The organism is Bradyrhizobium japonicum USDA 6, from assembly GCF_000284375.1.
GTDB lineage: Bacteria > Pseudomonadota > Alphaproteobacteria > Rhizobiales > Xanthobacteraceae > Bradyrhizobium > Bradyrhizobium japonicum.
The window spans coordinates 657,627-678,234 of record NC_017249.1 but is presented as its reverse complement, the minus strand read 5'-3'; the positions used below and the strand labels follow the sequence as shown (position 1 = coordinate 678,234).

19 protein-coding genes are annotated in these 20,608 nt (G+C 65.1%); 7 read left to right on the top strand and 12 right to left on the bottom strand.

Annotated features, from left to right (window positions below; all coding sequences use genetic code 11):
- Positions 1 to 178 precede the first annotated feature (178 nt).
- The 9 genes from BJ6T_RS03180 to dnaK all read right to left on the bottom strand — a co-directional run bounded on the left by BJ6T_RS03180 (position 179) and on the right by dnaK (position 10,770).
- A complete protein-coding gene (locus tag BJ6T_RS03180; protein ID WP_014490843.1) occupies positions 179 to 1,540 on the bottom strand; it encodes an HlyD family type I secretion periplasmic adaptor subunit in 1,362 nt (453 codons plus the stop codon).
- Positions 1,537 to 3,246, bottom strand: coding sequence for a type I secretion system permease/ATPase (locus BJ6T_RS03175; RefSeq protein WP_232208401.1), 1,710 nt, complete (start codon positions 3,244 to 3,246; stop codon positions 1,537 to 1,539). The genes BJ6T_RS03180 and BJ6T_RS03175 overlap by 4 nt, the downstream gene beginning before the upstream one ends.
- A gap of 119 nt (positions 3,247 to 3,365) precedes the next feature.
- A complete protein-coding gene (locus tag BJ6T_RS03170; protein WP_225894915.1) occupies positions 3,366 to 4,667 on the bottom strand; it encodes a calcium-binding protein in 1,302 nt (433 codons plus the stop codon).
- A gap of 409 nt (positions 4,668 to 5,076) precedes the next feature.
- Positions 5,077 to 5,379, bottom strand: a complete 303-nt coding sequence (locus BJ6T_RS03165; protein WP_014490840.1) for a DUF1330 domain-containing protein — start codon at positions 5,377 to 5,379, stop codon at positions 5,077 to 5,079.
- 73 nt (positions 5,380 to 5,452) lie between these two features.
- Positions 5,453 to 6,166, bottom strand: coding sequence for an orotidine-5'-phosphate decarboxylase (pyrF, locus tag BJ6T_RS03160; protein ID WP_014490839.1), 714 nt, complete (start codon positions 6,164 to 6,166; stop codon positions 5,453 to 5,455).
- A gap of 6 nt (positions 6,167 to 6,172) precedes the next feature.
- Positions 6,173 to 6,751, bottom strand: a complete 579-nt coding sequence (locus tag BJ6T_RS03155; RefSeq protein ID WP_014490838.1) for an NADPH-dependent FMN reductase — start codon at positions 6,749 to 6,751, stop codon at positions 6,173 to 6,175.
- A gap of 57 nt (positions 6,752 to 6,808) precedes the next feature.
- Complete coding sequence (locus BJ6T_RS03150; RefSeq protein ID WP_028148799.1) at positions 6,809 to 7,408, bottom strand: class I SAM-dependent methyltransferase; 600 nt, start codon at positions 7,406 to 7,408, stop codon at positions 6,809 to 6,811.
- Positions 7,409 to 7,496: 88 nt separating this feature from the next.
- On the bottom strand, positions 7,497 to 8,624 hold the full coding sequence (gene dnaJ, locus BJ6T_RS03145) for a molecular chaperone DnaJ (RefSeq protein WP_014490836.1): 1,128 nt from the start codon (positions 8,622 to 8,624) through the stop codon (positions 7,497 to 7,499).
- Between the two features lie 244 nt (positions 8,625 to 8,868).
- Positions 8,869 to 10,770 (bottom strand): molecular chaperone DnaK, encoded by a 1,902-nt coding sequence (gene dnaK, locus BJ6T_RS03140; RefSeq protein WP_014490835.1) that lies wholly within the window; start codon positions 10,768 to 10,770, stop codon positions 8,869 to 8,871.
- Between the two features lie 394 nt (positions 10,771 to 11,164).
- Here dnaK and BJ6T_RS03135 point away from each other — a divergent pair, with 394 nt between their 5' ends.
- Entirely contained in the window at positions 11,165 to 12,106 is a 942-nt protein-coding gene (locus BJ6T_RS03135) for a hypothetical protein (RefSeq protein ID WP_014490834.1), read from the top strand.
- A 101-nt stretch (positions 12,107 to 12,207) separates the two neighbouring features.
- Positions 12,208 to 12,930 carry a bifunctional nicotinamidase/pyrazinamidase gene (pncA, locus tag BJ6T_RS03130; RefSeq protein ID WP_014490833.1) on the top strand — a complete coding sequence of 241 codons (723 nt, stop codon included), beginning with the start codon at positions 12,208 to 12,210 and terminating at the stop codon, positions 12,928 to 12,930.
- A gap of 100 nt (positions 12,931 to 13,030) precedes the next feature.
- Here pncA and grpE read toward each other — a convergent pair whose 3' ends face one another.
- A complete protein-coding gene (gene grpE / locus BJ6T_RS03125; RefSeq protein ID WP_014490832.1) occupies positions 13,031 to 13,636 on the bottom strand; it encodes a nucleotide exchange factor GrpE in 606 nt (201 codons plus the stop codon).
- Positions 13,637 to 13,732: 96 nt separating this feature from the next.
- The gene (gene hrcA, locus BJ6T_RS03120) at positions 13,733 to 14,821 is read right to left on the bottom strand and encodes a heat-inducible transcriptional repressor HrcA (RefSeq protein WP_014490831.1); all 1,089 of its coding nucleotides are present in this window, start codon (positions 14,819 to 14,821) and stop codon (positions 13,733 to 13,735) included.
- A gap of 168 nt (positions 14,822 to 14,989) precedes the next feature.
- Between hrcA and rph the strand changes: the two genes are divergently transcribed.
- The 3 genes from rph to hemW are packed head-to-tail and all read left to right on the top strand — an operon-like array spanning position 14,990 to position 17,491.
- Entirely contained in the window at positions 14,990 to 15,703 is a 714-nt protein-coding gene (rph, locus tag BJ6T_RS03115; protein ID WP_014490830.1) for a ribonuclease PH, read from the top strand.
- A gap of 11 nt (positions 15,704 to 15,714) precedes the next feature.
- Complete coding sequence (rdgB, locus tag BJ6T_RS03110; protein WP_014490829.1) at positions 15,715 to 16,350, top strand: RdgB/HAM1 family non-canonical purine NTP pyrophosphatase; 636 nt, start codon at positions 15,715 to 15,717, stop codon at positions 16,348 to 16,350.
- Positions 16,337 to 17,491 carry a radical SAM family heme chaperone HemW gene (gene hemW / locus BJ6T_RS03105; RefSeq protein ID WP_014490828.1) on the top strand — a complete coding sequence of 385 codons (1,155 nt, stop codon included), beginning with the start codon at positions 16,337 to 16,339 and terminating at the stop codon, positions 17,489 to 17,491. Before rdgB ends, hemW begins: the two co-directional genes overlap by 14 nt.
- A 204-nt stretch (positions 17,492 to 17,695) precedes the next feature.
- On the opposite strand, the gene BJ6T_RS03100 is transcribed toward hemW, so the two are convergent.
- Positions 17,696 to 18,931, bottom strand: coding sequence for a penicillin-binding protein activator (locus tag BJ6T_RS03100; protein ID WP_014490827.1), 1,236 nt, complete (start codon positions 18,929 to 18,931; stop codon positions 17,696 to 17,698).
- 339 nt (positions 18,932 to 19,270) lie between these two features.
- Between BJ6T_RS03100 and rsmI the strand changes: the two genes are divergently transcribed.
- Entirely contained in the window at positions 19,271 to 20,221 is a 951-nt protein-coding gene (gene rsmI / locus BJ6T_RS03095; RefSeq protein ID WP_014490826.1) for a 16S rRNA (cytidine(1402)-2'-O)-methyltransferase, read from the top strand.
- On the top strand, positions 20,208 to 20,606 hold the full coding sequence (locus BJ6T_RS03090; RefSeq protein ID WP_014490825.1) for a YraN family protein: 399 nt from the start codon (positions 20,208 to 20,210) through the stop codon (positions 20,604 to 20,606). The genes rsmI and BJ6T_RS03090 overlap by 14 nt, the downstream gene beginning before the upstream one ends.
- Positions 20,607 to 20,608 lie beyond the last annotated feature (2 nt).

Below are 20,608 nucleotides of genomic sequence, written 5' to 3'. Positions count from 1 at the left end.
TGCGGCCTGTTGCGGGCGCGGCTCCGGACCAGACCCTGGCGGACCGCATCCGTCATTGCCTTGCTTCGAGGCGCGCTCGACGCAATCGGAACGAGAATCATCCTGTGCGGAAGGTAGTGCCTTACTGCACTCATGCACGGTCGCCTCCCTCATAGGCCGGCCCACCCCTTACCAGCGCTTAGTTCTCCCTGAACGCACGGTTGATCCGCAACGTCATCGGCTGCAAAAGATATTCCGCAAAGGTTCGTTCCCCCGTCTCGACAAATATCTCGACAGGCATTCCAGGCATCAATGTGGAGATGTAGGAGGCCGTCGGCGCGTTGGGGTCGAGTTCAACCTCGGCCAAATAGGAGCTGTCGCCGGAATGGGTGTCGGTCAGTGCGTCTGCCGCAACACCGACCACCCTTCCCTCGAGCATCGGCCGGCGGCGAATGTTCAGCGCGTGAACCCGCACACGCGCCATCTGTCCGACATAGACCTCTTCCCGATCGGCAGGCTTCAATGTCGCCTCGATGACAAGCCGATCTTGCGTCGGAACGATTTCCAAAAGGGTTTCCCGAGGTCCAAGCACAGCATTGAGGTCCCTGCTGTTGAGGCCGACGATCCTTCCACTTTCCGGGGCACGCAATTCAGACCGGACAAGCTGGGCACGCAACGCGGCAATTCGATGTCTGAGGTCGCCGATCTCTTCGCTCGTCGCATGCCGCTGTTTGGCGATATCCTGATTTTGGTTGAACCCCAGCTGCCGGCGTCTGTCCTGCAACTCCGCGATCTTGCCCTGCATCTCCGAGATTGACGCGGCATTGCGATCGACCTGTCCGGTGGCCTCGGCTTCGGCCCGTTGCAAGGCCAGCAAACGTGGTTTCCGGGCGAGGCCCTTTGCGAGGAGATAACTCGTGTCGGCGATCTCTTCCCGCAACAGCTTGAGTTGCTGTTCAAGTCCTTGGGTGTTGCTCTGCAGGCCGCGGATGGTGTCCGCGTTTTGCAGCATCTGCTGATCGATCACCTTGCGCTCGTTCTCAATCGCGGCCAGTCGTGCGGCAAATTCGGCCTCCTGGGTTTGAATGGCGATACGTGCGGAGACACGCGTCGCACTTTCCCGCAATTCGTCCGGAAACCGGATTGACTTCGCACCGTCTTGCTCCGCCGCCAGCCGGGCCTCCATCGCCAGGTCAGCAAAGAACTTCGTTTCGAGGGAACCAAGGGTCCCTTCGATCTGCGCGGTGTCGAGCCGTGCAATGAGTTGACCGGCTTCGACGTGATCGTTCTCCCGGACATAGATCGATTTGATGATTCCGCCTTCCAGATGTTGCACCGCCTTGCGCTTCGAATGGACCTTGATGAATCCTGGTGCCACGACGGCGCCGCGGAGCGGAACCGTGGTTGCCCACAAGCCGAAGCCGCAAAATTGCAGGACGAGCAGTACACACCCCCATGCGATGATCCGTCGCATGTCGGATCGCGGTTGCTCCGTCGGCAGCGTCTTCGACCGGCCGGCAACAGGCGCTGACATCGCGGAGGCATGACCGGTCTGCGTCATGGAATGACCCTCCTGCCTGGCAGCCTCTGAGGCTCGACATTGCGAGGGAGCCCTGCCGGTACCGGTGCCGGCCGCTGGGCGCGAAGAACGTCATATGGCGGTCCGAAGGCGACCTGGTTGCCGTCCCTCAACAGCAGCACGGCATCGGCGATGGTCAACAGCCGCGGCCTGTGGGTGACGATCACCGACGCTGCGCCGCGCGCTTTGGCCGATTGAATGGCGGAGCACAACGCTTCTTCACCGTCCGGGTCGAGATTGGCATTGGGCTCATCCAGCAGGATCAATTTGCGATCGCCGAAGAAGGCGCGCGCAAGACCAATGCGCTGACGCTGGCCACCGGAAAGCCTGCAGCCGTCGCGGCCGATCTCGGTCTGGTAGCCGGCCGGGAGGGACAGGATCATCTCATGCGCCTGCGCGAGCATGGCCGCGGCGACGATGGCCTCGTCCCGTGCGTATTCGTCGAACCCGGCAATGGCTTCGGCCACCGTTCCATCCAGGAGCTGCACGTCCTGGGGGAGATAGCCGACGAATTGCCCAAGCTGGTCGGGATCCCAGGTATGGAGTGCAGCGTGGTCCAACCGGATCGTTCCGCTGGTCGGCCGCTCGAGGCCTGCCATCAAGCGCAGCAATGTGGATTTTCCGGCACCGGTCGGTCCGATCACGACGACAAGCTCGGACGGCCGGCATCGAAAGGATATGCCCGCGAGAATGGGACGCTGCGTCCCGCCAATCCGGAATGTCACCCGCTCGACCTGGAGGATGCCGGATGGCGGTGGAAGCAACGTCTTCCGCGGACGCGCAAGAACCGGCATCGCGGCGTTGCAGACCTGCGTCCACGCGTCCTGCGCAGATGCCAGCGCGCGCCAGGCCGACACCAACCCCTCCATGGGCTGCAACGTGCGCGCTATCAGGATCGAGCTCGCGATCAGACTGCCGGACAGCACCTCGTTCTGGAGCACGAGCCAGGCACCGGCGCCGATCGCTGCAATCTGCAGGATGGTCCTGACCATTCGTGCGGCCGCACTAATCGTGTAGATGCGTTCGCTGGCCCGCACCACCGGAGACAGGGCTTCGTCATTGAGGCTCATGAACGCGCGGATGGCGCCCCGGGTCCAGCCCATCGCCCGCACCACGCTGGAGTGCCGGACGATTCCGTCGAGCAACGCCTGCGTCTTCAACGCGGCCTGCGAAGCCTGCGCAATTTCCCCGCGCGCGATCCAGTGGCTTGCAACACCCATCGCCAGCAGGATCCCCACCCCGATCAGGGCTATGACGCCATACCAGGGGTGTAGGAAGAACAGGATGAGGATGAACACCGGGAGGAATGGAGCATCGATCAGCGATGTGACCGTTCCGCTCGACAGGAAACTTCTCAACTCGCGAAGCTTGACCAAATCGTGCTGCCGGCCGTCGCCCGGCGCCGCGCCGGTGATGCTGCCTTCGAGGATGATCGGAGCGAGGCAGTGCTCGAACCCGACCGCGAACCGGCTCAACAGGCGGTTACGAAACGTGTCGAACGCGGCGCTGAAGGCGAGAGCACCCACGGCGATGACGGTGAGGCCGACAAGCGTCTCGACGCTTCCGCTGCTGAGCACGCGGTCGAACACCTCGATGGAATAGAAAGGTACGACCAGCAGCAGCAGGTTTACGGACACGCTAAAACAGACGATCCACACCAATGCGAATCGCCCCGGAATCAAGGCCACCAGCAATCTCTGACCAGATGCTGGGATCACACCACGGTTACGCGCATTCATAACTTGCCGGCACTATCACTGACTGAAATGAGGGCGGGGCGGCGTGACAGCCGCCCCGCCGGTACGCACTAGACAACGTCAACGGCCGTATAACCGGCGGCAGTGTTGATGTCGTCGATCGACTCGAACGGTGTCGCGCCGCCCGTGATGCCATCGAGCTGGATGGCGCCGAAGCCGAAATCCAGCACGGTGTTGGTGCCGTCGTCGTCCACTACCACTGTAGCCGGGTCAAAGCCTGGCGGAGCGTCGACAACAACGGCATCGCCATCGGCAAAGCTGAGATCGGTGACTTCATCGTTGCCGAAGTTCGTGGCCGTGTTGTCGCCGAAATTGTGCGTATCGGTGCCAGCGCCGCCCGTCAGCACATCATCGCCGAGTCCACCGTTGAGGGTGTCGGCGCCATTGCCGCCGTCCAACTCGTCATCGCCGTTACCGCCGCTCAGGGTGTCATTGCCGGCGCCGCCCGACAGGATGTCAGCCCCAGCCTCGCCGTTCAGGACATCGGTGCCGTCGCCGCCATCGAGCGTGTCATCTCCGGCGTCGCCGTCGAGCGTGTCGTTGCCGGTTCCGCCGCTCATTTCGTCATCACCGGCGCCGCCGCTCATGGCATCGTTGCCCGCGCCGCCGGCCATCTCGTCGTCTCCGGCATCGCCGAACATCGTATCGTTACCGGCGCCGCCGTCCATGATGTCGTCGCCCGCGTCGCCGTGCATGGTGTCGTTGCCATCGCCACCGTTGAGCGTATCGGCGCCCAAACCGCCGTTCAGGATGTCGTCACCGGTACCGCCGTTCAGCAGGTCATTGCCAAGTCCGCCGTTCAGCGTGTCGTTGCCGGCATCGCCATTCAGAATGTCGTCTCCGAATCCACCGTTGAGTAGGTCGTTACCGTCGCCGCCATTCAAGACGTCATCGCCGGCGTCGCCGCTCAACGTATCGTCGCCGGCGTCGCCCCACAGGGTGTCGGCACCCGCGCCGCCATGAATGTCATCATTGCCGTCGCCGCCGTGGATGCTGTCGTCGCCGGCGTCACCAAAGAGCTGATCAGCGCCGGTTCCGCCATCGATGGTGTCGTTGCCTTGGTCGCCATGGATGATGTCGGCGCCGGCATTTCCGTTCAGCGTGTCGTCGCCCGCGCCGCCGTTGATCGTGTCATCGCCATCGCCACCGGTGATCGTATCGATACCGGCATTTCCATCAAGGGTGTCGTTGCCGGCACCGCCATCGATGGAATCATTGCCCGCGCCGCCGCTTACGTCATCATTGCCGTCCAGGCCAGTAATGGTGTCGTTGCCTTGAAGGCCAAAGATCTGATCGTCTACATTCGTGCCAGGCAACACATCGTCGCCTGCTGTTCCGATGATCAGTGCCATGATCTCCGCTCCCTTTGCATGGAAATGCGCGACGCGGGTCGCATTGCGGCCCGTCAAGGACATCGCAGATTCCGGGTTTGGCTTGATGCCCATCACCGATTGATGTGGGCTCCGATCAAGCAACCTTGGATGAAAGGCGAGCGGTGCAGCAATCCCCATTTGGGGACAAAAGAATACGGCAAGCAGGTGGACCCAATGACGGCCACAGTCTTCGTCTCGGGCGCGAACGTCACTCACGCGTTCAAGCGAATGAGTCCGTCAAGCTGATGCAAGGTGATGCGGCGTGAGTGCGAGCGGAGATGTCTGCGACGCTCTCCCGATCGCGTGCGATGATCGCACGCGCGTGCTGTCCGCGAGAGCGCGATAACGCTCGCGTCAATCCAGGATCGGCTCTCGCGACAATCCGTCTTCAGGGCTGCGGGCCGTCATAGCCCTCGATGATGATGAGGTCGGCGATGGAGTGCGGCTGGCGCACCTTGATGTTGGCCTGATATTCCGGCGAGTTGTAGCAGGCGATCGCAGTCTCGTAGTCGGGAAATTCAATCACGACGTTGCGGGTGCGGCTTTGGCCTTCGACGGTGGTGAACTTGCCGGCGCGAACGACGAAGCGGCCACCCCATTTCTTGAAGATCGGACCGTTGGCGACGGCATAGGGCTTGTAGCCCTCGTCGCTGCTCACATCCACGCGCCCGATCCAGTAGCCCTTTGCCATTGTTCTTCTCCCTGTTTGCTGGTCTCTATCTAAGCATGATCCGACCGGAAAACCGCTGCGCGCTTTTTCCGAATCATGCGCCGAGCGCCTGCGCGATCTCGGCCTGGATGGCTTCCGCGAGCGCCTTGGAGTCGGCGGCTTCCACCACCGGCCGCCCGACGACGAGATAATCGGCGCCCGCGGCAATTGCGCGGCCCGGCGTCATGATGCGTTTCTGGTCGCCAGTCGCAGAACCCGCCGGCCGGATGCCGGGCGTGACGAGGCTCATCTGGTGGCCGACGATCTTGCGCAAGGCGCCGACCTCCTCTGGCGAGGACACCAGCCCGTCGACGCCGAGCACCTGTGCCTGCTGCGCGCGCGCTTCGACCAGCTCGGAGACGCTGAGCCGATAGCCGGCCGCGTGCAGGTCGTCGTCGTTGTAGGACGTCAGCACCGTGACGGCGAGAATCTTCAGGCTCGCGCTGCCGCGGCCTTCGACCGCGCCCTTCATGGTCTGCGGATAGGCGTGCACGGTGACGAAGGTTGCACCCAGCCTGGCCACGCTCTCCACACCACGCGTGACGGTGTTGCCGATGTCGTGCATCTTGAGATCGGCGAACACCTTCTTGCCCTTGTCAGCGAGCTTGCCGATCAGCGGCAGGCCGCCGGCATAAGCGAGCTGGTAGCCGATCTTGTAGAAGGTGACGCTGTCGCCGAGCCTTGCGATCATCGCCTCCGCGGCGTCAACGCTGGGCAGGTCGAGCGCTACGATCAGGCGATCCTTCGGGGCGATCTCGGCTGGCGTCATGTCACCTCACATCATGCGTTGGGAAATGTCGATCAATTGCCGCACCAGCTCCTTCAACGCGGCGATGTCGCCCTCGTTCTTCAGCCTGTCCATATCGTCATAGGCCTGGTCGGCAAAGGCGAGCGTGAGCTGGCTGGCAATCACATTGGCGTGGCAGGAGGTCAGGATCAGCCGCAGCGCCTGGAGCGCACGGGCCGCACCGAGCCGGCTCTGCGAGGCGCCGGCGAGCGCGAAGGCGCGGTTGCGAAACACGTCGCCGCGCGTCTCGTGCAGCTCATGTACGCGGCTGACCCAGTCGATCGCGTTCTTGAGCAGCGGCGGCACCGAGGCGTTGTATTCGGGCGAAACGAACAGCACGCCATGATGCGCGCCGATCATGCGCTTGAGATTGATCGCGTGCTTGGGCACGCCCGACTTGGCCTGGAGATCGCCGTCGTAGATCGGCAGCGGAAAATCGGCGAGCGAGACGCGGGTGACGTCGACGCCGGCCTGGGCGAATTCATAGGCGGCGACGGCCGCCAGCTTCGCATTGTGCGAGCCGGTGCGCAGCGAGCCGGGAATGATCAGGATTTTGGGTGCGGACATCCGCTTCCATGCGTTCGGCGAAACGAGCCCGCCGCGCAAAGGGGAATGCCGGCGGAATTAGTCCTTGCGATACACCCAGACGCGAGCCGGCGGAAGGTTCATCCAGATCCGTTCCGAGGCCTCTGTGGACACGCCGGGCAGCGATTTCGGGATCGGCGGCACCACCGCATAGGTGAACTGCACGAAGGGCGCGCCCGGGGTCAGCGCCGCGAAGGCGTCGCGGACCAGCCGGAGCCGCGTCAGCATCGGTTTTGTCACGAGCGGCAGACCGGAGACGACGGCAGAGGCCGGCGCGCTGAGCACGTTCCAGAGCGTATCGCGCAGGCGATAGGCATCGCCCTGCACCACCTTGGCTTGCGGATAGCGGTCGCGCAGCAAGGCGCAGAAGCCGGGATTGTATTCGACGAGGACGAGGCGCTTCTGGTCAACGCCGCGCTCGACCAGGGCCGAGGTGATAGCGCCGGTGCCGGGCCCGAGCTCGACCACGGGTGCGTCCGAGTTGACGTCGACGTAATGCGCCATGGTCCGGGCGAGCAGCTTGCCCGAAGGCATCACTGCACCCATGTGCAGCGGCTTTTCGATCCACGACCTGAGAAAACGCACCTCGTCATCGAGACGAGGCTTCTTCAACGCACGCGCGGACGATGGCAATGGCATGTCTGGACCGGACGGGACCGCAGGACCGCGGCGTGTCAGAAAATGGTCATAAACAGGTATAGGCCGAAGGCGGTACGGTCAAGACGAGTCAGGTCGCCCGATTGCTGAAGAGATCCTTGACCTTGGCGAAGAAGCCGACGGATTCAGGCTGGGTATTGCCGGAAGAGAGCTTCTCGAATTCCGCCAGCAATTCCTGCTGCTTCTTGGTGAGATTCTGCGGAGTCTCGACGGCGACCTGGACATACATGTCGCCCATCTGGCGCGAGCGCAGCACCGGCATGCCTTTTGATGCAATGCGGAATCGGCGGCCCGACTGGGTTCCGGCCGGCACCTTCACCTTGGTTTTGCCGCTGTCGATGGTCGGCACCTCGAATTCGCCGCCGAGGGCGGCCGTCACCATCGAGATCGGCACCCGGCAGTGCAAATCGGCGCCGTCGCGCTGGAAGAGCTGGTGCTGGGCCAGCGACAGGAAGATGTAGAGGTCGCCGGGCGGGCCGCCGCGAACCCCGGCCTCGCCCTCGCCGGCGAGCCTGATCCGGGTGCCGTCCTCGACCCCCGGGGGAATGTTGACCGACAGCGTCCGCTCGCGGGTGACCCGGCCCTGGCCGGAGCAGGACGGGCAGGCATCCTCGATCATCTGGCCGCGGCCCTGGCAGCTCGGACAGGTGCGCTCCAGCGTGAAGAAGCCCTGCGACTGCCGCACCCGGCCGGCGCCGCCGCAGCTCGAGCAGGTCTTCGGCTTGGTGCCGGCCTTGGCGCCGATGCCCGAGCAGGCCTCGCAGGTGACCGAGACCGGAATCTCGATCTGCGCGGTCTTGCCGCCAAAGGCTTCCTCGAGCGTGATTTCCATGTTGTAGCGCAGGTCGGCGCCGCGCTCGCGGCCGCCGCGACCGCGCTGCCCGGCCATGCCGAACAGGTCTTCGAAGATGTCGGAGAAGGAGGAGGCGAAGCCCGCACCGAAACCGGCGCCGCCGCCGGGGCCGCCCTGCTCGAAGGCCGCATGGCCGAAGCGGTCATAGGCCGCGCGCTTGTCCTTGTCCTTGAGGACCTCGTAGGCCTCGTTGATTTCCTTGAACTTGACTTCGCTGGTGTCGTCCCCGGGATTGCGGTCCGGATGGAATTTCATCGCAAGCTTGCGGAAGGACGATTTCAGGACGGAATCGTCGGCAGTGCGTTCGACTTCGAGCGTTTCGTAGTAGCAGCGCTTGGTGGACATGTCGGACCCGGTCTATCCAATCGCGATTCAAGTCGGAGCGAAACAACGTCGCCACGCGACGATATAGGCAGCCTTCCGATTTGCAGAAGAGGGCTGCACGGCAGAGTTGAGAATAACGGCTGGGAATTGATCGATCGTAACGGGAAGGTGCCCCGTCCGCCCCGACACGAAAGCCTCCCCCCTGAGGGGGGAGGCCGATTGTGCGTGTGGGGTCCAAGCCGTCCGCATCACACCCTCTTGGGGCTTAAGCGGACTTCTTGTTGTTCTTGTCGTCGTCGACTTCGGTGAATTCCGCGTCGACCACGTCGTCCTTGGCCGCATCCTTCTTGGCGTCGGCCTCGGCCTGCTGCTTGTACATGGCCTCGCCGAGCTTCATCGAAGCCTGGGCCAGCGTCTGGGTCTTGGCCTTGATCGCCTCGGCGTCGTCGCCCTTCAGCGCTTCCTTGAGGTCGCTGACGGCATCCTCGATGGCGCGGCGCTCGGTCTCTGCGACCTTCGAACCGTGCTCGGCCAGGGCCTTCTCGGTGGAGTGCACCAGGCCATCCGCCTCGTTCTTGGCGGTGACGGCCTCGCGGCGCTTCTTGTCCGCCTCGGCATTGGCCTCGGCGTCCTTGACCATCTTCTCGATGTCGGCTTCCGACAGGCCGCCGGAGGCCTGGATGCGGATCTGCTGCTCCTTGGCCGTGGCCTTGTCCTTGGCCGAGACGTTGACGATGCCGTTGGCGTCGATGTCGAACGTCACCTCGATCTGCGGCATGCCGCGCGGGGCCGGCGGAATGCCCATCAGGTCGAACTGGCCGAGCATCTTGTTGTCGGCGGCCATTTCACGCTCGCCCTGGAAGACGCGGATCGTGACCGCGTTCTGGTTGTCCTCGGCAGTCGAGAACACCTGGCTCTTCTTGGTCGGGATCGTGGTGTTGCGGTCGATGATGCGGGTGAATACGCCGCCCAGCGTCTCGATGCCCAGCGACAGCGGGGTCACGTCGAGCAGCAGCACGTCCTTGACGTCGCCCTGGAGCACGCCGGCCTGGATCGCGGCACCGATCGCCACGACTTCGTCCGGGTTGACGCCCTTGTGCGGCTCCTTGCCGAACAGCTGCTTCACGACTTCCTGGACCTTCGGCATGCGCGACATGCCGCCGACCAGAACGACTTCGCCGATCTCACCGGCGGTCACGCCGGCGTCCTTCAGCGCCTTGCGGCAGGGCTCGACCGTCTTCTGGACGAGGTCGTCGACCAGCGCCTCGAACTTGGCGCGGGTGAGCTTCATCGTCAGATGCTTCGGGCCGGTCTGGTCCGCGGTGATGAAGGGCAGGTTGATCTCGGTCTGCGTCGTCGACGACAGCTCGATCTTGGCCTTTTCAGCGGCTTCCTTCAGGCGCTGCAACGCGAGCTTGTCGTTGCGCAGGTTGATGCCCTGCTCCTTCTGGAACTCGTCGGCCAGATAACCCACGAGGCGCATGTCGAAGTCTTCGCCGCCGAGGAAGGTGTCGCCGTTGGTCGACTTCACCTCGAACACGCCGTCGCCGATTTCGAGAATGGAGATATCGAACGTGCCGCCGCCGAGATCGTACACGGCGATCGTGCCGGTCTTGGTCTTGTCCAGACCATAGGCGAGCGCGGCCGCGGTCGGCTCGTTGATGATGCGCAGCACTTCAAGGCCCGCGATCTTGCCGGCGTCCTTGGTCGCCTGGCGCTGGGCGTCGTTGAAGTAAGCGGGAACGGTGATGACGGCCTGGTCGACCTTCTGGCCGAGATGGGCCTCCGCGGTCTCCTTCATCTTCTGCAGGATGAACGCAGACACCTGCGAGGGCGAGTAGGTCTGGCCGTCGGCCTCGACCCAGGCGTCGCCGTTGGAAGCCTTCACGATCTTGTACGGAACGAGCTTCTTGTCCTTCTCGACCATCGGGTCGTCGTAGCGGCGGCCGATGAGGCGCTTCACTGCGAAGAACGTACGCTCGGGATTGGTAACGGCCTGGCGCTTGGCAGGCTGGCCGACGAGGCGCTCACCGTCGTCCGTCACGGCGACGATCGAAGGCGTCGTGCGCATGCCTTCGGAATTCTCGATGACTTTGGCGTTCTTGCCATCCATCACGGCGACGCACGAATTCGTGGTGCCGAGGTCGATCCCAATGACCTTTCCCATGGTCCTGATATCCTTGTTTTTGCGGCAGGTTGGCTGGGCCCAAGAGGCACCCGATCCAAACCCCCTAAGATCAAACATCCGCGATATTGCGATGGTTGACGCTCATATAGGAGGGGGGGAGGGGCCCGCAAGGACCGAACGCAAGTTTCGGCCGTGAAAACATTGGGTTTTGGAAGATCATATCCGGGCTCAACCGCCCTTGCAGGTGATGAATTATTAACAGGTTCAGGCGTCAGCCGGCCCCCCCGCCGTGATCTGCCCCGCCCTGTTACCGGCGGGCCAAACCCGTTAAAAGGCGGGCGGCCGGACCGCCGCCATCGAGGCGGCTTCGCGCGACAAAGCGGCCCAATGGCCGACCATCGAACGGCCTCAATGTGAACCAATCAGAGTGCCCATGCAGCTCATCCGCCCCCTCGCCGCGCTCGCCGTCCTCGTCGCCACAGCGCTTCCGGCCCTCGCGGCCGATGCCGTTTTCCCGCCCGGCCTGCGTCTCGGCATGGTGCCGCTGGTTGGCCTCAGCACGGCCAAGACGTTTCCGGGCTTCGAGAGCGAGGACGGCAGCGTCAAGGTGCTGATCACCGAGCTGCCGCCGGCGGCCTATGGCGAGGTCGTGAGCGCCTTCAATTCCAATCCCGGCGGCACCGCCGGCGTCAAGCAGGACAAGATCGAGACCCCCGCGGGTCTTGCCTATTTCACCACGGAAAGCGGCAAGGCCGGCGAGACGCCGGTGAAGCGCTACTCGATGATCGTGCCGGGCGCCGGCTTCTCCGGCTATGTCGCGGTGCAGATCCCGGAGAACGCGACCAAGATCTACACCGACGAAGCGGTGCGGCAGATGTTTGCGAGCGCCGTCACCCGCAAGCAGGTCTCGGCCGAAGAGCAGATCGCGCTGATGCCGTTCAAGATCACCGATCTCGCCGACTTCAAGGACATCCGCACCCTGGCGCCGGGCTCCAGCATCATCCTGGCCGACGGCAACGAGGCCACGGGCTATGAGTCGAAGCCGTTCATGATCCTCGGCCTGATCGGCGCCACCCCGCAGCAGGCCGACGACCGCGCCCGTTTCGCCCAGGAGGCGGCGCTCCAGATCCCCGGCGTGCGCGAGTCGCGCGTCACCATGTCCGAGCCGATCCGCATCAACGGCCAGCAGGGTTTCGAGACCCGGATCGATGGCGTCAGCGGCAAGGACAAGACGCCCGTGACCGTGGTGCAGTGGATCCGCTTCTCGAGCGGCGGCGCCTCGCTGCGCATCATCGCCAGCGCCCCGCGCGACCAGTGGTCGGCCGCCTTCACCCGCTTCCGCGCCGTGCGCGACGGCATCCAGCCCAAGGGTTAGCCCAAGCGCTGGACAGAACCGGCTGCATTTTCGGGCTTCTGTTCGTATACGAACGGAACTAGGCTTCGCTTCCGTTGGATCATCCCGGAGGGAGGCGAACGATGTTTGATCGACGACAAATCCTCGCGGCGCTTGGGACAAGCGCTCTCGTAGCCCTTGCTCCAACCGCGCTCCTTGCGGCCGCATCGATCAAGCCGGACGATGCCTCCGCGCTGCTCGTGATCGACGTGCAAAACTGCTTCCTGCCCGGCGGCAGCCTCGCCGTGAAGGAAGGCGAGCAGGTCGTTCCCGTCATCAACAAGATGGCGAAAGCGTTTGCGAACGTGGTGATGACCCAGGACTGGCACACACCAGGCCACATTTCGTTTGCGTCGGTGCACTCCGGCAAGAAGCCGTTCGAGACCGTCGACCTTCCCTACGGCAAGCAGGTGCTGTGGCCCGACCATTGCGTGCAGGGCACCGATGGCGCCGCGCTGTCGAAGGATCTCGCGATCCCGCATGCCGAGCTCATCATCCGCAAGGGTTTTCACAAGGACGTCGACAGCTATTCGGCCTTCCTGGAAGCCGACGGCAAGACCTCGACCGGCCTCGCCGGCTACCTGAAGGGCCGCAAGATCAAGCGCGTCTTCGTCGCCGGCCTCGCGACAGACTTCTGCGTCGCCTGGACCGCACTCGATGCGCGCAAGGCGGGCTTCGAGGTCTATGTGGTGGAGGACGCCTGCCGCGGCATCGACACGCAGGGTTCGCTGGCAAAAGCCTGGGCCGACATGGCCAAGGCCGGCGTGAAGCGGATTCAGTCCACGGATATCGCGGTGAGCGCCTGAGATAGCAATCGGTCGTTCCGGGTCGATGCAAGGCATCGACCCGGAATGACGCCAAGGCTTACGACGCCAGGGCCTGGGACGCCAGGGCTTAGTTCGCCGCTCAGTTCACTTCGTTGCTGTTGGCCGCCGGCGCAGCCTTGGTGCCGCCCTTGGCGACACCGACCAGCGCCGGGCGCAGCACGCGCTCGCCGATGGTGTAGCCGGCCTGCATGACCTGCACGACGGTGCCCGCAGGCACCGACGCATCCGGCACCTCGTACATCGCCTGCTGGAAGTTCGGGTCGAACTTCTGGCCCTGCGGGTCGAACTTCTTCACGCCGTGCTTTTCCAGCGCGTTGAGCAGCGAGCGCTCGGTAAGCTCGACGCCCTCGATCAGCGAGGTTAGGCCGGGATCGGCCGCGGCACGGGCCTCGGCCGGAACGGCATCGAGCGCACGCTGGAGATTGTCGGCGATGTCGAGCACGTCGCGGGCAAAGCCGGTGATGCCGTAGAGCCGGGCGTCGGCGACTTCCTTGGTGGTGCGCTTGCGCAGATTTTCCATCTCGGCCAGCGTCCGCAGCATGCGGTCACGCGCCTCGGCGACTTCTTTCTGCAACAGCTCGACCGAGCCGGGCTCCGGATCGTCGGGCATGATGTAGGGTTTTGACACCACGGGCTCGTCGGTCGGCGGGGTCGTGTCGTCGGGCTGCCGGTCTCGATCGGTCATCGGCTCTCTTCTCGAACTCGTCTCAAGGGATTGTTGGCCCGGATATCGTGCCTAAGCTGACGAAAATCAAGCGCCCGTGATCGGAGGAAACGCCGGTCAGCCCCCCAGGAGGCGACTGACGATGCGCGCGGCGTAGTCCACGGTCGGGATCACGCGGGCATAATTCAGCCGCGTCGGCCCGATCACACCCAAAACGCCGACGATGTGGCCGGCGGCATCCCGATAGGGCGAGATGATGGTGGAGGAGCCTGACAAGGAAAACAGTTTGTTCTCCGAGCCGATGAAGATCCGCACGCCCTCGGCGGTCTCGGCGCGCCCCAGAAGGTCGATCACGCCACGCTTGGTCTCGAGATCGTCGAACAGCAGGCGAACACGCTCCAGATCCTCCAGCGCGTGCAGATCCTCGAGCAGATTGGCGTGGCCGCGAACGATGAGCTGGCGGTCCTCGTTCTCGCCGCCGGACCAGCTCGCAATGCCGGCCGAAATCACCTTTTGCGTCAGCTGGTCGAGCTCGGCACGGGCTTCGCCGAGCGCGGTTTCGAGCTCGAGCCGCGCCTCTGCCAGCGTGCGGCCACGGATCCGCGCATTGAGGAAATTACCGGCTTCCGTGAGCGCCGAGGAGGGAACTCCCGGCGGCAGCGACAGCACGCGGTTTTCGACCTGACCGTCCTCGCCGACCAGGATCACCAGCGCCTTCTCGGGTTCCAGCCGGACGAATTCGATGTGTTTCAGCCGCGCATTGGATTTCGGGGTCAGCACGACCGCTGCGGCGCGGGTGAGACCGGACAGCCGCGTCAGCGCCTGGTCCAGCGCCGCCTCGACCGACTGCGCCTGACCAACGGAGGTGAGCTGGCTCTGGATCGACTGCCGCTCGGCGTCATTGAGGTCGCCGACCTGCATCAGGGCATCGACGAAGAAGCGCAGGCCGAGTTCCGTCGGCAAGCGGCCGGCGGAGGTGTGGGGCGCATAGATCAGGCCGAGCTGTTCCAGGTCGGCCATGACATTTCGAACCGAGGCCGGCGACAGCGGCATCGCGATCAGCCGCGAAATATTGCGCGAGCCGACCGGCTCGCCGGTCGCGAGATAGCTTTCGACAATTTGACGAAAGATGTCGCGGGAACGCTCGTTGAGCTGGGCGAGGCCTGCGCGCGGCGCGATCAGATGGATCGGATCGTGATGGGCCACGGACGGTAACTCCTCTCAGACGCTTATAATTTGTCCATCCCGGAGGGTTCTGACAAGCGTGGCCTTTGCGGGGTGGAAAACCCGGGGTGAAAAAGCCTTGCCGCCCACCCTCACCCCACCTACAAGCACCGCGAATAGCCCTTTTCCGAGAGTTTTGGAGGATTTCCCATGCGGCCAAGCCGCCGTGCGCCCGACGAATTGCGCCCCGTGACGCTGGAGCGCGGCGTGGTCAAATATGCGGAAGGCTCCTGCCTGGTGAAATTCGGCGACACCCATGTGCTGGTCACCGCCACGCTGGAAGACCGCCTGCCGCCGTGGCTGAAGGGCCAGGGCCGCGGCTGGGTCACCGCCGAGTACGGCATGCTGCCGCGCGCGACCTCCGAACGCACCCGCCGCGAGGCCTCCGCCGGCAAGCAAAGCGGCCGCACCGTCGAGATTCAGCGCCTGATCGGCCGCTCGCTTCGCACCATCGTCGATCTCGAAGCGCTCGGTGAGCGCCAGATCACGGTCGATTGCGACGTGCTCCAGGCCGACGGCGGCACGCGCACGGCCTCGATCACCGGTGCCTGGGTCGCGCTCGCCGATTGCATCAACTGGATGAAGGCGCGCAACATGATCAAGGCCAAGGTGCTGCGCGACAACGTCGCCGCGATCTCCTGCGGCATCTACAACGGCACGCCCGTGCTCGACCTCGACTATGCCGAGGATTCGGAAGCCCAGACCGACGCCAATTTCGTCCTGACCGGCGACGGCCGCATCATCGAGGTGCAGGGCACCGCGGAACGTGAACCGTTCACACAGGACGAGTTCCTCGCGCTGATGGCGCTGGCCCAGAAGGGCATCGCGCGGCTCGTGGACTTGCAGAAACTGGCCGTGGCGTAGTCAATAGGCCCATGCACCGCCGAATCACCGGAAAGCTCGTCATCGCGACCCACAATCCCGGCAAGCTCGCCGAGATGAAGGAGCTGCTCGCGCCTCAGGGCATCGAGGCGGTGTCGGCCGGTGAGCTCGGCCTGCCCGAGCCCGACGAAACCGGCAACGATTTCCGCAGCAATGCCGCGATCAAGGCGATCGCGGCGGCGCAGGCGACCAAGCTTCCCTCCTTCGCCGACGATTCCGGCATCGTGGTCGACGCACTCGACGGCGCGCCCGGCATCTACAGCGCGCGCTGGGCCGGACCGTCAAAAGATTTCGCTGCCGCGATGGCGCAGATCGAGCGCCTGTTGCAGGAGCGCGGCGCCACCACGCCCGACAAGCGCGCCGCGCATTTCGTCTCCGCGCTCTGCGTCGCCTGGCCCGACGATCATCTCGAAGAGGTCGAGGCGCGCGTCGACGGCACCCTGGTCTGGCCGCCGCGCGGGACCGCCGGCTTCGGTTATGATCCGATGTTCCTGCCCAACGGCCACGATCGCACGTTCGGCGAGATGACCAGCATCGAGAAGCACGGCCTGCCGCCGCTCGGCCTCGGCCTGTCGCATCGCGCCCGCGCCTTCGTGAAACTGGCGGAGATCTGCCTTGAGCCGCGCTAAGCAAGCTTTCGGCGTCTATGTGCACTGGCCGTTCTGCCTGTCGAAGTGCCCCTATTGCGACTTCAACAGCCACGTCCGCCATGCCGCGATCGACGAGACGCGCTTCGCTTCAGCTTTCGCGCGTGAAATCGAAACGACTGCACAGCGTGCGCCCGGGCGTGAAGTCACCTCGATCTTCCTCGGCGGCGGCACGCCGTCGTTGATGCAGCCCGCAACCGTCGGCGCGGTGCTCGATGCGATCGGCAAGCACTGGCATGTCGCAAGCGATGTCGAGGTCACGCTCGAAGCAAACCCGACTAGCGTCGAAGCCACGCGCTTTGCCGGTTATCGCGCCGCCGGCGTCAACCGCGTCTCGCTCGGCGTCCAGGCACTCGACGATGCCTCGCTGAAAGCGCTGGGCCGGATGCACAGCGCCCGCGAAGCGCTCGACGCCGTCGCCATCGCGCGCCGTTCGTTCGACCGTTATTCGTTCGACCTGATCTACGCCCGCCCCGACCAGACACCGGCGATGTGGGCCGACGAGCTGCGCCTCGCGATCGATGAAGCCGCCGAGCATCTGTCGCTCTATCAATTGACGATCGAGGAAGGCACGCCGTTCTTCGGCCTGCACCAGGCCGGCAAGCTGAAGACGCCGGACGAAGCCGTCGCGCGCGCGCTCTACGACGTCACGCAGGAGACCTGCGACAAGCTCGGCCTGCCCGCTTACGAGATTTCAAATCACGCGCGGCGGGGCGCCGAGTGCCGGCACAATCTGGTGTACTGGCGCGGCGAGGAATATGCCGGCATCGGCCCCGGTGCCCATGGCCGCCTCGACATCGACGGGATCAGGCACGCCACCGCCACCGAGAAGCGCCCCGAAGCCTGGCTGATGCGCGTCGAGACCAACGGCCACGGCAACGTCACCGACGATCTCCTCAACAGCGAGGAGCGCGCCGACGAATTCCTGCTGATGGGGCTCCGCCTCGCCGAGGGCATCGACCCCGAGCGCTACAGCAAGCTGTCGGGCCGCCCGCTCGACCCCAAGCGCATCGCGTTGCTGCGCGAGGAAGGCGCGATCATCGTCGATGCGACGGGGCGCCTGCGCGTGACCAGCAGCGGATTCCCGGTGCTGGATGCGGTGGTCGCGGATCTCGCCGCGTAGCGAGCTGCTGTAGGGTGGGCAAAGCGGAAGCGTGCCCACCATTTCCATACGATGCATGGAGAGATGGTGGGCACGGCGCGAAGCGCGCCTTTGCCCACCCTACGATGATCTTGTAGCCCGGATGGAGCGAAGCGTAATCCGGGACGGTCTCGCCGCTCGGACAGAACCCGGATTTCGCTGCGCTCCATCCGGGCTACGAAACCACTACGCCCCAAAACTCTTCGGCGAGCCCGCGACCGCCACGCCACCGCCCGTCGTCACCTTCATCACGGCGAGCCCGCGCTCGTTGGTGCCATCGGCGCGGAAGCGGAACAGGCCGTCGATGCCGGCGAAGCCGGAAGGGTTGGTGAGCACGTCCGGCGAGAAGCGCGTCGGGCCCTGCGTGCGCGCGAGCGCGGCGACGAGGGCGACCGCGTCATAGGCGAGCGTCGCGGTGCGGATCGGCTCGGCGCCGTATTTGGTGCGGTAGCGGCCGGAGAAGGCGCGGAAGCCAGCCGGGTCCGGCGCGGCGTAGAGACCGCCTTGCAAGTTCGCATTGGCATAGACGCGCGGATTGTCCCACAAGCCGGTGCCGAGCAGCTGGATGTTGCGCAAATTCGCGCCCGCGGCCGTCATCGCATCGGCCACCGCGACGACGGCATCGCCGTCATCGGCGATGAACAGCGCATCCGCGCTGCCGAGCTGCTGCGCCACGGTGCGTGCCGGCGTCGCACGATCGGCGCCGTATTTCTCGAAGGCGACGATGCGGCCGCCGCGTCGCGGCACCGCCGCCTTCACCGCGGCCTCGACGACATTGCCATAGGCATTGTCGGGCACCAGCACGGCGACGGAGCGTTTTCCGATGCCGGCGGAATATTCGACGATGCGATTGACGTCGGACTCCGGCAGGAAGCTCAGCAGAAAGACGCCGCGGCCGGCGATGCTGGAATCGGTCGAGAACGCGATCACCGAGATGCCGCGCGCACGCGCGACCTGCGCCACCGCCGGCACCGATTGCGCGAACAGCGGGCCCAAAATGATCTCGGCGCCTTCGTCGACTGCCTGCTGCGCACCCGCCTGCGCGCCTTGCGGGCTGCCATTGTCGTCCTTGATGAGGAGCTGGATGTTGGGATTCTGGAACTCGGCCAGCGCCATCTCGGCGGCGTTGCGCATCGATTGCGCGGCAAGGCCGGCATTGCCGGCGGCCGAGAGCGGCAGGATCACGCCAACCTTCACCCCGCCGCTGCCGGCGGTGGTGGCCTGTTGCGGCGGTCCGGCCGGCTGCGCCGGGGCCGGGGAGGAACTGCTGAACGGGTTGGAGAACTGGCTGAGACTCTGCTGCACGCCGGCGCAGGCCGACAGCAAGGGGGCGCCGAGCAACAGGCCGAGTGCGCTCCGCCGGGTCGCCCCCGATAGTCGGGAGCCCTGAACGGAAGATTTCGGATCGCGCGGGCCCAGCATCACAACTTCTCTTCTGACCGGCCGTCGGCCGGCCGGTCACAACATTCTTCCCACGACACAAGCCGCGGATTCAGGCATATTGTCGGCAAATAGTTAACTAAAACAAAAGGATAATGACCACTTAACGCGGCCGCACCTCGAGCCCTGGCTAGCTGTCCACCATCCGTCACCCGCATCAAGGCGGCGTTTCCGCCGCGAATATGGCGCTGACGCATCATTCCCTCTGGAATGTGATGCCGGATGGATCACATTCCAGTCCCTCCTCACCCCTGACCTGGCGCGATCTTTTTCCGAGGACCGGTTCCCAGCCCCCGGGATCATGCCTAAGTTCGATTCATTATGCGCGCAAAGCCGAGCCCGATAAATACACCTGAGACGACGGATCCCGCCTCGCGCGGTTTCTCCATCGACGCCCATCGGCTGACGGCGCCGAAGGCGGCGCCGGGCCTCCATCTGGTCGCGACCCCCATCGGCAATCTCGGCGACATCACGCTGCGCGCGCTTCAGACGCTGGCCGGCGTCGACGTCATTGCCTGCGAGGACACCCGCATCACGCGGCGCCTGACCGAGCGCTACGCCATCACGGCGCAGCTCAAGCAATATCACGAGCACAACGCGGAAGCGGCGCGTCCGAGGATCCTGGAGGCGCTGGGGCAGGGCGGCTCGGTCGCGCTGGTGTCGGATGCCGGCACGCCGCTGATCTCCGACCCCGGTTTCAAGCTGGTACGCGAGGTCTGCGCAGCCGGTCATGCGGTCTACGCGCTGCCCGGACCGTCCTCGGTGCTGGCCGCGCTGTCGGTCGCCGCATTGCCGACCGACCGCTTCTTCTTCGAGGGCTTTCTGCCGGCGAAATCCGCCGCGCGAAAGTCGCGCCTGGCGGAGCTCGCCCGCATCGATGCGACGCTGGTGATGTTCGATTCCGGCAACCGCGTCCAGGACACGCTCGCCGAGCTTGCCGAGATCATGGGGACGCGTGAAGCCGCGATCTGCCGCGAATTGACGAAACTGCACGAGGAGATTTCGCGCGCGCCGCTGCAGGAGCTGGCACGCGGGGCGGACACGCTGGAGACGCGCGGCGAATTCGTGCTGGTGATCGCGCCGCCTGCGGCGGACGCGGAGCTGCTGACGCCGGATGCGCTCGACGGTCTCCTGCGCGAGCAGCTCGCCGCGCACAGCGTCAAGGATGCCGTCGCGCATGCTGTCGCGCTCTCGGGCCGGCCGCGCCGCGAGGTCTATGCCCGCGCGCTCGAGCTCGCGAGGGACCTGAGGGACGGCGATGGCGAAGACTGAGGGCGCGGAACCGAAAGTCGCCTCGCCCGAGCGGGTCGCCGCGTTCCGCACCGGCATCTCCGCGGAGAGCCGCGCCGCCGCCTATCTCATGGCCAAGGGCTACCGCATCCTCGCCAGGCGCTACCGCACCCCCCATGGCGAGATCGACATCGTGGCGCGCCGCCGCAACCTGATCGCCTTCGTCGAGGTCAAGGCCCGCGCGACGCTGGATGACGCCGCCTTCGCCGTGACGGCGCGCCAGCAGCAGCGCATCATCGACGCCGCGCAAGGCTGGCTCGTGGCGCATCCCGAGCATGCCGAATTCGAGCTGCGATTCGACGCCATGCTGATTGCGCCGCGCTCACTTCCGCGCCATGTGTTGGCGGCATTCGACGCCTCGACCTGAAA